Raw genomic sequence first — 14,670 nt, forward strand, 5'->3', positions numbered from 1 at the left:
CATGGCTACCGAACTGTTCCCGATGACGATGCACGAGACGTTGAGCGAGACACGACGCGAGCGGAACCGGATCTATCCGGCCGTCGCGCTCGCACTCGTGATCGAAGCGCTGCTGATCGCCGGAGCCTGTCGCGTGCTGCAGGACAGGGTCCATTCGCATGTCGCGCGTCCGCCGACGGTGGTGACGTTGTCGCTCGCTGCGCCGCCCAAGCCCGCACCCGCGCCAGACGTGCCGAAACCTGCTGCGCCTCCGCCTGTGAAGCACGAAGCTGTCGCTCATCCGGTCGTGCATACGCCGCCGAAGCGTCAGGTACCACCGCCCGTGCCAGTGCCCCCCGTGGTGGCCGCACCGCAAACGCCCGCTGTCACACCGTCCGCGGTGGCGCAACCTGTCGCTCCGGCTGCACCACCTGCGCCGGCACAGCCAGCCACGCCTCCCAAGGCTGCGCAGTCGGCCGGGCCCGACAAGAGCTTCGAAGGCGCGCTGCGCGCCGCGATTCAGGCTGCGTTGCACTATCCTGAGTCGGCGCGGATGGCCGGCATGTCGGGCCGCACGCGCGTAGCCTTCCGGTATCAGGACGGTGTAGCGTCCGATATCAGCGTCGTCGTATCGAGCGGGGTCGGCCTGCTGGATCGCGCTGCGGTGGCAGCGGTTCACGATGCTGCGTTTCCGAAGCCTGCGGCGGAATGGGCTGGTAAGGCATTGTCAGAGCAAATCTGGGTGACGTTCGATCTCGACGATCGCGCCGAGTGAAACTTCTTTGAACACATTTATGACTATTCGCAAGTCGCTCGCTCTGGCGAGCTGCATCTGGCTGGGTGCCACAGCGATGGCCCAAGCCGCTGATTCACATGCTTCCACGTTTGCTGTCGAAGCCCATTTCCAGTTGCCCGGTACCGAGCGTTGGGACTACGTGGGTTTCGATGCGGTGCGTCACCATCTGTTCGTCAGTCGCGATACCTACGTGCAGGTCGTCGATACCGAATCCGGGCATCGGGTCGGACAGATCGCAAACATGTCCGGCGTGCATGGCTTCGCGTTCGCGCAGAATCACAAGCTGGGCTTCGTGACGAACGGCCGCGGCAACACGATTGCTGTCGTCGATCTCGATACGTTGAAGACGGTCGACACGATTCAGGCAGGCGGCGCTGATCCCGACGGCATCTTGTATGTCCCGGATTCGGACCGTATCTGGGTGAGCAACGGCCATGCTCACAGTGTCAGCGTTGTGGATCCGGTTAGCCGGCATATTGAAGCGACGATCGATGTCGGTGGCAAACCCGAAACGATCGCCGCCGATCGCGACGGGCATGTGTTCGTGAACATCGAGGACAAGAACGAGATCGTTGAAATTGATGCGAAGCATTCGACTGTGATGGCGCACTGGACGCTGGCGCCGTGCGAAGAGCCCTCAGGGCTTGCGATCGATGCCGACAGCAAGCGCTTGTTTGCGACGTGCTCGAATCAACGGATGGCCGTGGTCGATGCAACGACGGGGCATGTCGTCGCACAGCTGCCGATCGGTGACCATCCTGATGCTGCGGCATTCGATCCGGTGCTCAAGGTGGCGCTGAGTTCCAACGGCGATAGCAGCACGTTGACGGTGATTCACGAGGATGATCCGGATCATTTCTCGGTCTCGCAGAACGTCAGGACTCGATCGGGCGCGAAGACCATGGCGCTCGACGAGACCCATCATCGCGTGTATCTGGTGTCGGCCAGGTTCGGTCCTGCACCGAAGGCGACGACTCAGAAGCCGAATCCGCATCCGACGATCGTGCCCGGTTCGGTCGAGGTCGTGGTGGTTGCGCCGCCTGCCTGATCAGGCGCGCGCGTCGATCCACATACGGCCCCATCGTGCGCCGTAAGCGAGCGCGTGATCGGGCTCGAAGAAATAGTCGACCGCATCGAAATGCACCGGGTCCTGGCCCGGTGCATCGGTCGGGTCGAGCGTCAGACTGGCCGCGAACAGCCCGTTGAACACGGGTCGCGCTTCGACGGCCACGTGATACCCCTTGTAAGAAAGCGCCTGCGAGCGAACTTCGATCATAAGAATCCCTGCGACTGAGCCACGTCCGGATTCGAGACTACACAGCGCAGTCACGCAACGGAAACGATCATTTCCGCTATCGATATGAGGGTGGCGGGGCTTTGATATCCGTCGCCGTCGATGTGATGCCTTGATGTGAGCGATATATGCAAGCGCGTTCGCTATCTCAAGGCAGACACTTACTTCCCTACGCACGAGACCTCAGCACACGCTGATCGCGATCTCCGATGATTCGGCCCGTCCGGCATCGATCTGCGTCAACGCAGCCTACCTGCGAAATCGTCCTGCTTCGTCGAGGTGACGAATACAAGGGCGTACGAGAAATTCCACGCGAATTCGTTTCTACGTCTCGCCATTTGAGCGACGACGTACGTCTATGAATTCGTCTGGACCCGACGATATTCACACGATTGAGGAAGTCAAATGTGGGATGAGCTGACGAAGGAAGACAAGGAACAACGGCTGGAACTCTACCTCAAGCGCGTAGATGCGTTTCTTGCGCAAGTTCGCGAGTGGTGCAGCACGAGGCCGCTGGTGCTGACGGAGTTCTTGATCGGGAAAGGCGAACTGGCGATGCCCGACTACGTTGTGCCGGCCCTGCGCATTGCGACCTTGACTGGAAAGAAGCTTGGTGAGGTTTTGCCGACGGGAGCACTTACGCTAACAGGCGCAGGCCAGATCTGTATAAAGGTGAGTATCGTAAATCATCGTCTTAGCTTTCAAACGGACCCTCGGCCTATCGTAGACGGCAAGCGCGAGCCTCTTATCCTGGACGGATCGTATGAGCGAAAGGTAAGGCGAGGCGTCAATGGGGACGGCTGGTACTGGCTTGAAAACCGGGCACTCAAGCTTAAGCCCGTCACCGAAGCTCTATTCTTTGAATTGTTGTCGGACGGAGCTCGCTATGAAATCGAATAGCCAGCTCGCGCCCGTATACGAAGCATTTGAGGTCGCTCAAGATTGTTTCTGCGTGGCGAGTGCCACACTCGCTACGGAACGTTCCGCCGACTCGTCGGATTCGATTGACGGCGTCAAAGGGCGCAGCCCTGAGGAGGTTTTAGACGAGGCGCTGAAACAAACTGAGGAGTTGACCGTTGTTGCGCTCTGGGCGGTTTTCGAGCGCGATCTTATCGAATATGTACGGTCGACCGTGAAGTGGCTATCTAACGGCCGTCCAGAAAGCTACGCGCGGAATCTGGTGGACAAAGTTGAATGTGAGGCCGAGTTCTGGCGAGTCGGCGATATCCTCGATTTATTCAAGGGGGAAATCGATACTCATCAGATAGCTCGAATCAAGGAAATCAAACGATATCGTGACTGGATAGCGCACAGAAATCCGCGGCGAAGTGTGCCGCCGGCATTCTCGCCGGAGGAAGTGTATGGCCACCTTACTGAGTTGTGGGGTCGAATTAGCGAAGCGCATTGCGTTGCACCTGAAACGACAAGTAGAGCGGAGGTCGGGCCCTTTAGCGCCGGCGATCGAGATCGTGATGCCCCGGTTCCGGCATCGCACGTTAGATCACCACCCAGCACGCGACCGCGGCGCTCTGTTGACCGACCGCGATCCGACGACCGATAACTTTGAGCGCTCGGCCAAGCACTGACCACCTCGCGAACGGATTGCATCGCTCACTGAGCCGCCGGGAGGCGATGTACGTTGTTCAATGCACCTTAAAGGCGGCCACCGCACTGTGCAGCACTTGCGCATGTTCCGCGAGCGCCTGTGCTGCCGCTGCGGCTTGTTCGACGAGGGCGGCGTTTTGTTGTGTCACTTCGTCCATTTCAGAGACGGCGAGGGCGACTTGATCGATGCCGGTCGTTTGTTCAGCGGATGCGGTGTTGATTTCGCTCATGATCGCGCTGACGCGCGCAATGCTCGTCGAGATGCCCTTCATTTTGGCACCCGCATCAACAGCGATTTCATTGCCGGTCCGGATGCGCGCGACGGATGCTTCGATGAGTTTCTTGATGTCTTTCGCAGCGGTTGACGAGCGTTGCGCGAGCGTGCGGACTTCCGTCGCAACCACTGCGAAGCCCCGACCTTGTTCGCCTGCGCGGGCCGCTTCGACCGCCGCATTGAGTGCAAGGATATTGGTCTGAAATGCAATCGAATCGATCACAGACACGATGTCGGCCATCTTGACTGAGCTTTGTTCGATCTCGCTCATCGTCGCAACCATGCGTGACACGGCTTCGTCGCCCGCGCCCGCGTCGTCTCGTGCGACGGATGCGAGGTCGTTGGCCTGACGCGCGTTCTCGGAGTTCTGGCGGACTGTTGACGTGAGTTCCTCCATGCTTGCGGCCGTCTGCTCGAGCGATGCAGCTTGCCGCTCGGTCCGCGCCGACAAGTCCTGATTGCCCGCTGCAATCTGCGTTGCTGCGGAGGTGATGGCTTCACCGCTCGTGCGAACCGCCGCGACGGTCTGCTGAAGCTGAGATTTGGTGTCGCCGAGCGAGCGGAGCAGTTGACCGAGTTCATTGGTCGAATCCGTCTCGACTTCGCGTCTCAGATCGCCAGTCGCCATTTCCTTGAAGTGATCGAGCGCCTGCGTGACAGGCGTGTTGATCGCGTTCGTGAGACTTCTCGCGGTCAGCAGGGCCATGCCCAATGCAAATGCGATCAGCACGCAGGTCAGTGCTGTCATCCGCTGATAGTCGGTTTCCGCGGCTTCATAGGCGGCGTTGCCGCGTGAGTCGATCAGGCTCTTGAGCGCGTCGTTGGCGTTGACGAACTGCGTATAGGCCTTGCCGACGCGTGTCGCCGCATCATAGTACTCGGCCGTCTTCGTATCGCGCACGACGTTGGAGAACGCCACAAAAGCGTCTTTGAGCGCGGTGCGCTTCGTCGATGCCGTATCGGCAAGCTGACGTTCCTGGTCGTCGGCGTGCATCTGCCGATACCGATCCCATGCCTCGTCGGAGGCGGCCCAATATTGGAGTCCTTTTTTGAGGTCCTCAGCCGCGACGTCCGGTGACGTGGCGAGCGGAGCACGAAGCACAACGGCCCGGGCGCGCCCGATCTGGATTTCGGCGTCGCCGAGCAAGCGCACTCCAACCAGCGAGTCGCCGTGCACCACCTTGAGGCTCGAGACGGCCCCGTGCATACCGAGGAGCGATACGGCACCCAGTACGAACACGAGCAGTGCGAGTACGCCGACGGCAGCGCGCAGGCGCCACCGAATGGACAAGTTCTTCAAAATCATCCCTCTGTCGAATGTGCTTCAAATCGGACATCGATGTCATTTCGAACCGCGCGGTCAGGCAGTCCGTTGTCCTGCTGCATGCGGCCTGACAAGCGCGCGCCGCCCCCGATTCGAAGGCATGCATAACGTACGGGTTAACGGCAGTTTGTACCGATACGTGAGGCCGCCCGGAATCAAGTTCACCGTCAATCCGAAGCCGCCAGAATCGGGCGCTTGACCGAATCGTGAGCCCGGCGGAGAGACCGACAGAAGCAAGAGCCAACTCGATCTCGACGAAGAATCGTTGTGGCGTCAAAAGATCGACCCCGGCACAATGCACGGGTGCCTTTGAGGAACCACGCCCATGACTGCAGCAGAACAGATCGACGAACTCATCGCCGGCATCGAAGACTGGCGCGGCGCGATATTCGCGACGATTCGCAAATGCATCCTCGCGTCCGATCCGGAGATTATTGAAGAGTGGAAATGGATGGGAAGCCCGGTCTGGTCACGCGACGGCATGATCGCCGTGGCGAACGCGCACAAAGGCAAGGTCAAGCTGACCTTCGCCCATGGCGCTCAACTCGCCGATCCCGACAAGCTGTTCAACGCCGGCCTCGAAGGCAATGCACGACGTGCGATCGATTATCTGGAAGGCGATAAAGTCAAAGAGCGGGCGCTCAAAAACCTGGTGCGTGCGGCGATCGAATACAACCAGCAGAATCTGAAAAAGAACGCAAAGGAGGGTACACGCGCTAAGGCCAAAGCGGGTGATACACAGTAGGAATCCAATTCAGCCTGCAATCATCGTTCGTCGATTTGTTTGCTGTTCAGTTCGAGCGACGCGCGCAAAGAAATAACGAGCGGCGCATGAGTTCGAAAATCTCGATTTCCCAGGCACCTCCGGCCCGCGTCATGCCATCGCATGCTCGAGCCGTGGCAAGGAAAACAGTTGATCGCGCACGACGGCCGCAGCGCCAATCGATGCGCCGTCTGCGCCAAAGCGCGTCACATAGATCGGCGGCGGCTTATATCCGCGCAATAAATTGGCGGCGAGCGATTTTTTGACTTTCGCCTCCACACGCGGAAACAACGCGCTCAGCGGTCCGCCAAGCACGATCTTTTCCGGGTCGAATAAATAGATCAGATTCAGAATGCCGGTCGTCAGCACATCGGCCCATTCGTCAAAAGCCGCTTGAAGCGCAGGCGTTGCAATACGGTCCGCATTTTCGGCGAGCCACTGCAACGCTTCCGCGAGCACAAGACCTTCGGGAAAGAACGGACGAAAGCGATGATAACCACCGAGGGCTTCAAAGTTTTCCGTGGCAATCGCACCGGGCGACCGGCCCATGACCATATGGCCAAGCTCGCCGGCGAATCCGTGCGCGCCTTCGAAGATCTGTCCGCGCTGGACGATCGCTCCACCGAGGCCTTCGGCGAGCAGCATGAGCAGCATGTTGTGAGCATCTCGCTCGCTCGACACGGTGCGTTCCGCGTGTGCGAAAGCCACCGCATCATTGCAGACGGTGACCGGCCATCGTGTCTCGGCGCGTTCGGACAGGATCTGCTTGAGCGGCACGTCATACCAGCCGAGAAACGGTGCGACAACGACGCCGCCACTGTGATCGACGAGGCCAGGCACCGACACGCCGACACCGTGGACACGCGCAGGATCGATATCGGTCGCGGCGAGCAGGCGGCTCGGTAAGTGCGCCAGCTGCCCGATCGCGCGTTCGACATCGTTCTCGCCATATTCGGCAGGCTGTGTGATCCGTCGAATGACACGCATACCCAGGTCGACGAGCACCGCGGTCATCGACGCCGTGCCGATTTCAATGCCGATGGCATACGCGCCGCTTGCGTTCAGTCGCACGCCCGAGCCCGGGCGACCCGGCCGTCCGCCTTCAAGCCGGTCAGAGGTCTCGACAACGAGGCCGGACTGAATCAGTTCCCGAACCGCATGCCCGATCGTCGCGCGAGTCAGGCCTAACTCGCGTGCAAGATCGGCCCGGCTGTACGACGCGCCGCGCCTGAGCAGACGCAGGCACTTGGCCGTGTTGATATGGCGCAGCAATACCGTCGTACTCGCACCCGTGCCGCCTGTGCCACCGATCGCGCCTGCTGTACCCGTCAAACTCGCCACGCCAGCCGAACCCGCTGTCTGCCCCGCACTCTCTATTGCAGAAAGATCGGACCCGTAGGCTTCGTCGTCCGCCTCCTCATAACGAGCGAACCGATCATGGGTGTCGCCCGTTACGGATTCGGCACTGCGCGCCGCCTTGCGAAACCGATACAGGTAGCTCTTGAGCGTCGCAATCGTGATCGGCAGGCCGTTGCGATTCAGCGTTTCCACGACATCGGAAATGCGAGCGCCGGCCGCGAGCCGCTGCTCGATCTCGGGCATCACCTGGCGCAAGCGCGCCGACTTGGTCCCCGCTTCGGTTTCTTCAACCGCGCGGCGAAGCGTCCTCGAATTTGCCATCCGGCCTCCGTGCCCGTTCGCGCCGGATTTCTGCGCGCGAACTCGTGCATCCAAAGTGCATCCATAAAGACGCCATTGTGCATTCTTTTTATCAAATTGGAAGCGTTAACCCCGCTTGATCGCGCGTTTTGATTGTATAGAATGCAAACAAACAGGATGCATTTCGGGTGATCAAGAAGTGGCAGCGGCTACCCACAACCTACGGAGAGTTGGCGTGAAGAAGGACGAACGGCAGTTGAAGGTCGGCATTCTGGGGTGCGGACCGATCTCGCAGTTTGCGCATTTCGAGTCGGTGCAGAAGGGGCGCAATACGGTCTTGCGCGCCGTCTGTGACGTTGATGAAGGGCTGGCCCGGCATTTCGGGCAGTTCTACGACGCGCAACAGATTTATCTCGACTATGACCAGATGCTCGCCGACCCGGAGGTCGAAGCCGTGGTCATCGGCACATCGGATGCGTTCCACGTTCCGGCCGCACTCAAGGCGCTTGCGGCCGGCAAGCACGTGCTCTGCGAGAAGCCGATCGGCGTTTCGGTCGAAGAAGTCGAGGCGCTGGCCACCGAGGTCAGGCGCAGCGGCAAGGTGCTGCAGATCGGCCATATGTTGCGCTTCGATCCGGGCATCGAATCGGCGAAAGCGTTCGTCGATACAGAGATGGGCGAAATGCTTGCGCTGAAGGCCTGGTATTGCGATTCGACGCATCGCTACACCGTGACCGATGCAGTCCAGCCCCTGGCACGCCACGGCAGCAAGGTGCTGCGTCCGGGCGGCGACCCCAAGGCGGACAAGCAGCGTTACTTCATGCTCGCGCACGGAAGCCACCTCGTCGATCTCGCGCGCTATCTGGGCGGACCCGTGCGCGCCGTCGAGGCGCGCCTGAAACAACGTTTCGGTGCGTATTGCTGGTTTGTCGACGTCGACTTTGAAAGCGGCGCGCTGGGGCACCTCGATCTCACGATCGCCGTGCGCATGGACTGGAGCGAGGGTTTCCAGATCTACGGTCAGCACGGCAGCGTCAACGCGAAGACCTACAACCCCTGGTATTACAAGTCGAGCGACGTCGAGATCTTCCACGAATCGAACGCGACGACGTCACGCGTGCTCGGCGCCGATGGCCACTTCTATCGCCGGCAAGTCGAGGGCTTTGCGGATACGGTACTGACTGGCGTACCCCTTCGTGGTGCGGATATCGAGGATGGCGTCGCATCGATGCGCGCGATGGTGGCCATTGCCGAGTCGGTGCGCACGGGCAAGGCGGTTGCGCTGGCCGACGTCGGAGGGCCGCTGTGATGATGCCCGGCATCTTTGCACGCACGTATGCAGCCCGTTTCCCGGGCGAATTGTTTGCGCGGATACGCGACGATGGATTTTCGTCCGTGCAATTCAACCTGTCTTCCGCGGGGCTTGCCCCGCTGCCTGCCGAGTTGCCTGACGGTATCGGCGAATCCATCGCACAGGGCGCCGCAGCGGCGGGTCTGACGATCTGCGCGCTGTCGGGCACGTACAACATGGCACACCCCGACGCAGCGCAACGCCGCAGCGACCGGCGCGGCTTTGCCAACGTGCTGCGCGCCGCGCATGCGATGAACGTAAAACTCGTCACGCTGTGCACGGGCTCGCGCGATGCGGCGAACATGTGGCGCGCGCATGCCGACAACGCCTCACCGGCGGCATGGTCGGCGCTGCGTGAAGAACTCGATTTTGCGGTGCCTGCGGCGCACGCATTGGGCATCCGTCTTGGCATCGAACCCGAACCGGGCAACGTGATTGCCAACGCGGTGCTTGCGCGCAAGGTGCTCGACGAGGTCGGATCGAAGACGATCGGTATTGTCCTCGACGCAGCGAACCTGCTGCCGCCGGAACTGCATGCGCGTCAGAACGAAGTCGTCGCCGAGGCGACGGCTTTGCTTGCTGATGACCTGTTGCTCGTCCACGCAAAAGATGTCGATCACACCGGGGCGAACGTACCCGCCGGCAAAGGTGCCGTCGATCTTCCCTCGTTTGTCTCGCGCGTGAGAGACGTGGGCTACGACGGTCCGCTTGTCGGTCACAACTTCGACGAAGCCGATGCGCCGTATGTGGCGTCCTATCTCACGTCGCTGATCGCGGAGTACGCATCATGAGCGAGCGTACCTTCACGACGCGCGATGGCTGCCGGCTCGCCTATGTCGACGAGGGCGAGGGCATGCCGGTGCTCTGGCAGCACGGGCTCGGTGCCGATCGTCAGCAGCCTGCCGAAGTCTTTCCCGAAGCCGATGGCATCCGGCGCATCACGCTCGAATGCCGCGGTCATGGCGTGTCGGAACTGGGCGACGTCAACGCGTTGTCGATCGCGCAGTTTGCCGATGATGCGCTCGAGCTGCTCGACCATCTGAAGATCTCGCGTGCCGTGATCGGAGGGATTTCACTCGGCGCAGCGATTGCGTTGCGACTCGCCGCCCTGCATGCAGAACGCGTAGTGGCGCTCGTGCTGGCTCGCCCGGCGTGGACCGAGAAGGATGCGCCAGAGTCTCTGCAGATCTATCGGGAAGTCGCGAGCTTGCTGGACGAATACGGTCCCGCGAAGGGTGCGTCTGTATTCGAACGCTCTGCACGCCTTCGTGCAGTTGAGCGCGTGTCGCCCGATAACGCGGCTTCAATGCGCGGGTTCTTTACGCGAGTCACACCCGAATCCACGATCGCGTTGCTGAACCGGATTCCTGCGCAGGGACCCGGCATCGCGGAAGCAACGATCCGGCAACTCGATGTCGCCGCACTTGTGATCGCCAACGGGGAAGACTATGTCCATTCGATCGAGACGGCGAACACGCTCGCCGATTGGATCCCTCACGGCGCACTGCGCGTGATCACATCAAAGACGGTCGATCGCACGCGCTATGTGCAGGAGTTCAGGCAGGCATTGCAGGATTTCTTCGGCGCGATGCGGAAGACGCAGTCGAATGAAGCGCAGGAGCGAACTTCGGTTTCGCCGCCGGAGTTTTCTTCTGCTTCATCGGTGAGGAATCCTGTATGAACACCACGCATCGACCTCAACCGGGTGGCCACCACGACGCGATCCTGGTGATCGATATCGGCGGCACGAACGTCAAGTTCGGCTACACGGTGGGCAATCGGCCCGCCGACTATCGCAAGCTGATCTCGAGTGAAAGCCTGCGTGCAGGCGACGCCGTTGGCGCGCTCGCCGGAATGATCGAGATCGTCGTCGCTGAGTTCGGCCTCGTCCCCGCATCGGTGGTCGCCGCGATCCCCGGTTATATCGACACGGATTTCGATCACGTGCTGACCGCCGCCAATGTCGCGGGACTCGAAGGTCGTCGTGTCGCGACCGATCTCGCTGCGCGGATCGGATGCCCCGTGTACCTCGAGCGCGACTCCATTCTGGCCTTGATGGGCGAGATGCATGCGGGCTCGGCACGTGGGTGCGACGACGTGCTCGGTGTCTATTTCGGCACGGGCGTAGGCGGGGCCTATGTGCAGGACGGCAAGCCTTTTCGGGGCGGTGGCTGGTCGCTCGAGATCGGTCTGATGCCGTTCATGGCCGAGGGCCGGAAGCTCGAAGGTCTGCGTGACGATTGCCTCGAAGCGTATGCATCGGGCCGTGCGCTGCAGATCATCGCCGACCGTTACGAGGTGCCGATCGGAGAGGTGTTTCGTGCGGGCGCGAATCACGCGGATCTGGCTGCGGAGCTCGATCGCTTTGTCTTGTTTCAGGCACTGGCCGTCGGCGTCGGCTTCGCGATGATGTCCCCCTCGACGATCGTGCTGGGCGGTGGCGTGCTCGACATGCCGGGCTACCCGCGCGACACGCTTCGGGCACTGATTGACCAGTACGCGCCGGTATCGGAGACGCGACGCGAGCTTGATTTGCGATGGTGCGATCACGGCTGGGTCGCCGTGCTTCATGGCGCACCTGCGGTGGTCGAGGAGCAGCGCGAAGTCGCACGCGCGGCCGTACCGAGGCCGGACATCGTCGCGGCGCGCTAGCGCATCGGAACGACATATAAAGATCAGGAGACAAGGCCATGCCATTGCTGGAGCTTCGCAATATCTCGCGCCATTTCGGCGCGATACGAGCACTCGACGACGTGTCGTTGAGTCTCGAAGCAGGAGAGATCGTGGGTCTGATGGGCGACAACGGCGCGGGTAAGTCGACGCTCGTCAAGATCATTGCGGGCAATCATCCGCCGAGCGCCGGCGACTATCTGCTTAACGGCAAGCCCGTACATCTGTCCGACCCGGCGCAAGCGCGCGACGAAGGTGTCGAGGTCGTCTACCAGGACCTCGCGCTCTGCGACAACCTGAGTTCGTCGGCCAATGTGTTTCTCGGACGCGAACTCATGAAAGGCATCTGGCCGTTTCGCGTGCTTGACCATGCCGCCATGCGCAAGCGCGCGGGCGAGCTGTTTCAGGAGCTCAAAAGCGAGACGCGCTCGCGCGATCTCGTCGTCAAGATGTCCGGTGGTCAGCGCCAGGCTGTCGCCATCGCACGGACGCGTCTCTCGAAGTCGAAGCTCGTGCTGATGGACGAGCCAACCGCAGCCATTTCGGTGCGGCAGATCACGGAGGTCCTCGCATTGATCCGGCGCCTGCGCGATCAGGGCACGTCGATCGTGCTGATCTCTCACCGCATGACCGACGTATTCGACGTCTGCGACCGCGTTGTCGTGATGCGGCGAGGCAAGAAAGTCGCGGACAAACGGATTGCCGATACCTCGCCCGAGGAAGTCACGGCGCTGATCATCGGCGCGAAGGCTTCGGCGTGAAGCAGGAGACAAACATGAGACAGCCTCAAACCGAAGCGCCGCTCGCGGCGATCGAATCGATCCTCGACGTTCGCGAGCGCACGAGCCTTGGCGCAGCCCTGCGCAGTCAGGAGTTCTGGATCCTGATCGGCGTCGTTGTGATCGCTCTGGTTGTCGGCAGTATCGCGCCGAACTTCCTGACGAAGAACAATGTATCGAACATCGCGAACAACTTCTGCTTCACTGCATTGATTGCGATCGGCATGACACCCGTGATCATGACGGGCGGCATCGATATCTCTGTCGGTTCGATCCTCGGGCTGACAGGCGTGATGCTCGGCCTCGTGTTCAGTGCCGACCAGCCCTTCGCGGTCGGTGTAGCGACAGCCGTGGGCGTCGGCGCGCTGGTCGGACTCGTCAACGGACTGTTTATCGCGTACCTGAAGCTACCGCCCTTTATCGTCACGCTGGCGATGATGAGCATGGCGCGCGCGCTCACGCTCGTGGTGACGAACAACCAGGTCGTCTACGAATTCGGTCAGGCGAGCCATCTGCTGCTCGGATTGGGAAGTGGCCGATTCGCCGGGCTGCCGAACGTGTTGTGGGCCGTCATCGCGCTTGCGGCCTTCATGCAGTTTGCGTTGCATATGACGCGCTGGGGGCGGTATGTGCGCGCGATCGGCGGCAATGAGAAGGCCGCGCGCATGACCGGTATTCCCGTCGACGCGATCAAGGTCTCTGTCTATGTGCTCGTCGGCGCGATCACAGGCATGACGGCCGTCTTTCTCGTGGGCTGGCTCGGTGCGGCAACCAATGCACTGGGGCAAGGCACCGAGCTTCAGGTTATCGCCGGCACCGTGATCGGTGGCGCGAATCTGTTGGGCGGCTATGGCTCGGCCATCGGTGCGGTCATCGGTTCGCTGTTGCTCGAAGTCATCCGCAATGCCTTGCTGCTTGCCGGCGTGAACCCGTTCTGGCAGGGCTTGTTTGTCGGCGCCTTCATTCTTTTTGCCGTGCTGCTCGAGCGCTTCCGCGCGTTGCGCTCCTGAGCGTTGCCAATCTCGGGCGGCGCCACGGCAGGCCGCCCGCTTATATAACTCACATGGCTGGAGACAGTGTATGAACAACCTTACTCACGGGACCACGCGTCGGTCCACTCGTCGAAGCACGCATCGCTCTATCCAACGATCTGCCTTGGGCATCGCGGTTGCTGCACTCTGCGGCTCGATCGCGATGATGCATAGCGTCGACGCCTCGGCCAAAACATTCGCGGTGGTCGTCAAGACCGTGAACGACGTGTTCAGCGCGCCGATCAAGGAAGGCTGTGAAGCCGCCGCGAAGCAACTCGGCGACACCTGCTATTACGTTGGCCCGTCGGTGGTCGACGAAGGGCAACAGATCCAGGTGCTTAACGACGTGATCAGTCGAGGCGTTGACGGCATTGCAGTATCGGCGACCAATCCGAAGTCGATGGCGAGAACGCTCGAGCGGCTCAAGGACCGCGGCATTCCGGTCGTGACGTTTGATAGCGACCTGCTGACGGAAGACCAAAAGCTGCGCTCGACCTTTATCGGCACCGACAACTATCAGTTTGGTGTGGAGCTTGCGAAGAAGGTCGTCGAGATGAAGCCGCATGGCGGCACTGTCTGCATTCAGAGCGGCACGGCGGGCTCGCTGAATCTCGATGCGCGCGTGCAGGGCATTCGCGACACGCTGGGCGGCGGTAGCCAATCCAAGCCGATTTCGCGTCTGAGCGGGCAGAACGGCTGGACCGAGCCGGCCGGTTGCCCCGTGTACAACAACGACAACATCAGCACGGCCGCGCAACAGCTCAACGACGTGCTGACGGCCAATCCGAAGCTCGATGCGTTCGTGGCCGTGGGTGGTTGGGCGCAATACGCACCGGCGGCCTATCGTGCGGCCGTGATGCGAGTGAAGAGCCGGGTCGACTCAAAGGACCTCGTGATCTCGATGGGCGACGCGTTTCCGCCGCAGATGCCTTTGCTCAAGGATGGCCTGAGCGACTACCAGGTGGGGCAGAACCCGTATCAGATGGGTTATCAGGCGATCAAGTCGCTCGATGCCTTGAGTAAGGGGCAACAGGTGCCGCCGTCGATCGTCACGGGTTTCGTCAAATGCACGCCGGCCATGGCGGATTCGTGCGGCAAGCAGTAGAGACGTCAAGCGGCGGCTTACGGCCGCCGCGTGTCGCAGC

General features: G+C 61.2%; 15 protein-coding genes. 12 read left to right on the plus strand and 3 right to left on the minus strand.

What is annotated here, in order from left to right; translation table 11 throughout:
- Position 1: 1 nt before the first annotated feature.
- Together ACMFWR_RS27810 and ACMFWR_RS27815 are read left to right on the plus strand one after the other, a co-directional pair.
- On the plus strand, positions 2-754 hold the full coding sequence (locus ACMFWR_RS27810) for a TonB family protein (protein WP_413195599.1): 753 nt from the start codon (positions 2-4) through the stop codon (positions 752-754).
- A 19-nt stretch (positions 755-773) separates the two neighbouring features.
- Entirely contained in the window at positions 774-1,823 is a 1,050-nt protein-coding gene (locus ACMFWR_RS27815; protein WP_413195600.1) for a YncE family protein, read from the plus strand.
- On the opposite strand, the gene ACMFWR_RS27820 is transcribed toward ACMFWR_RS27815, so the two are convergent.
- Positions 1,824-2,051, minus strand: a complete 228-nt coding sequence (locus ACMFWR_RS27820) for a transcriptional regulator (RefSeq protein ID WP_413195601.1) — start codon at positions 2,049-2,051, stop codon at positions 1,824-1,826.
- A gap of 423 nt (positions 2,052-2,474) precedes the next feature.
- Here ACMFWR_RS27820 and ACMFWR_RS27825 point away from each other — a divergent pair, with 423 nt between their 5' ends.
- Together ACMFWR_RS27825 and ACMFWR_RS27830 are read left to right on the plus strand one after the other, a co-directional pair.
- Entirely contained in the window at positions 2,475-2,969 is a 495-nt protein-coding gene (locus tag ACMFWR_RS27825) for a hypothetical protein (RefSeq protein ID WP_413195602.1), read from the plus strand.
- Positions 2,956-3,630 (plus strand): hypothetical protein, encoded by a 675-nt coding sequence (locus ACMFWR_RS27830; protein WP_413195603.1) that lies wholly within the window; start codon positions 2,956-2,958, stop codon positions 3,628-3,630. The genes ACMFWR_RS27825 and ACMFWR_RS27830 overlap by 14 nt, the downstream gene beginning before the upstream one ends.
- A gap of 82 nt (positions 3,631-3,712) precedes the next feature.
- On the opposite strand, the gene ACMFWR_RS27835 is transcribed toward ACMFWR_RS27830, so the two are convergent.
- Complete coding sequence (locus ACMFWR_RS27835) at positions 3,713-5,254, minus strand: methyl-accepting chemotaxis protein (RefSeq protein WP_413195604.1); 1,542 nt, start codon at positions 5,252-5,254, stop codon at positions 3,713-3,715.
- Between the two features lie 343 nt (positions 5,255-5,597).
- Here ACMFWR_RS27835 and ACMFWR_RS27840 point away from each other — a divergent pair, with 343 nt between their 5' ends.
- Positions 5,598-6,017, plus strand: a complete 420-nt coding sequence (locus ACMFWR_RS27840) for a DUF1801 domain-containing protein (RefSeq protein ID WP_413195605.1) — start codon at positions 5,598-5,600, stop codon at positions 6,015-6,017.
- A gap of 129 nt (positions 6,018-6,146) precedes the next feature.
- Here ACMFWR_RS27840 and ACMFWR_RS27845 read toward each other — a convergent pair whose 3' ends face one another.
- Positions 6,147-7,715 carry an ROK family protein gene (locus ACMFWR_RS27845; protein ID WP_413195606.1) on the minus strand — a complete coding sequence of 523 codons (1,569 nt, stop codon included), beginning with the start codon at positions 7,713-7,715 and terminating at the stop codon, positions 6,147-6,149.
- Positions 7,716-7,929: 214 nt separating this feature from the next.
- Here ACMFWR_RS27845 and ACMFWR_RS27850 point away from each other — a divergent pair, with 214 nt between their 5' ends.
- From ACMFWR_RS27850 to ACMFWR_RS27880, 7 genes are all read left to right on the plus strand, one after another.
- A complete protein-coding gene (locus ACMFWR_RS27850) occupies positions 7,930-9,003 on the plus strand; it encodes a Gfo/Idh/MocA family protein (protein WP_413195607.1) in 1,074 nt (357 codons plus the stop codon).
- Positions 9,003-9,836, plus strand: coding sequence for a sugar phosphate isomerase/epimerase family protein (locus tag ACMFWR_RS27855; protein WP_413195608.1), 834 nt, complete (start codon positions 9,003-9,005; stop codon positions 9,834-9,836). Before ACMFWR_RS27850 ends, ACMFWR_RS27855 begins: the two co-directional genes overlap by 1 nt.
- Positions 9,833-10,726, plus strand: a complete 894-nt coding sequence (locus tag ACMFWR_RS27860) for an alpha/beta fold hydrolase (protein ID WP_413195609.1) — start codon at positions 9,833-9,835, stop codon at positions 10,724-10,726. Before ACMFWR_RS27855 ends, ACMFWR_RS27860 begins: the two co-directional genes overlap by 4 nt.
- A complete protein-coding gene (locus ACMFWR_RS27865; RefSeq protein WP_413195610.1) occupies positions 10,723-11,697 on the plus strand; it encodes an ROK family protein in 975 nt (324 codons plus the stop codon). Before ACMFWR_RS27860 ends, ACMFWR_RS27865 begins: the two co-directional genes overlap by 4 nt.
- Before the next feature lie 38 nt (positions 11,698-11,735).
- A complete protein-coding gene (locus ACMFWR_RS27870) occupies positions 11,736-12,476 on the plus strand; it encodes an ATP-binding cassette domain-containing protein (RefSeq protein WP_413195611.1) in 741 nt (246 codons plus the stop codon).
- Between the two features lie 14 nt (positions 12,477-12,490).
- The gene (locus ACMFWR_RS27875; RefSeq protein ID WP_413195612.1) at positions 12,491-13,504 is read left to right on the plus strand and encodes an ABC transporter permease; all 1,014 of its coding nucleotides are present in this window, start codon (positions 12,491-12,493) and stop codon (positions 13,502-13,504) included.
- 145 nt (positions 13,505-13,649) lie between these two features.
- Positions 13,650-14,630, plus strand: a complete 981-nt coding sequence (locus ACMFWR_RS27880) for a sugar-binding protein (RefSeq protein ID WP_413195613.1) — start codon at positions 13,650-13,652, stop codon at positions 14,628-14,630.
- The last annotated feature ends 40 nt before the right edge of the window (positions 14,631-14,670 follow it).

The organism is Pararobbsia alpina (assembly GCF_965118125.1).
GTDB classification, from domain to species: domain Bacteria; phylum Pseudomonadota; class Gammaproteobacteria; order Burkholderiales; family Burkholderiaceae; genus Pararobbsia; species Pararobbsia alpina_A.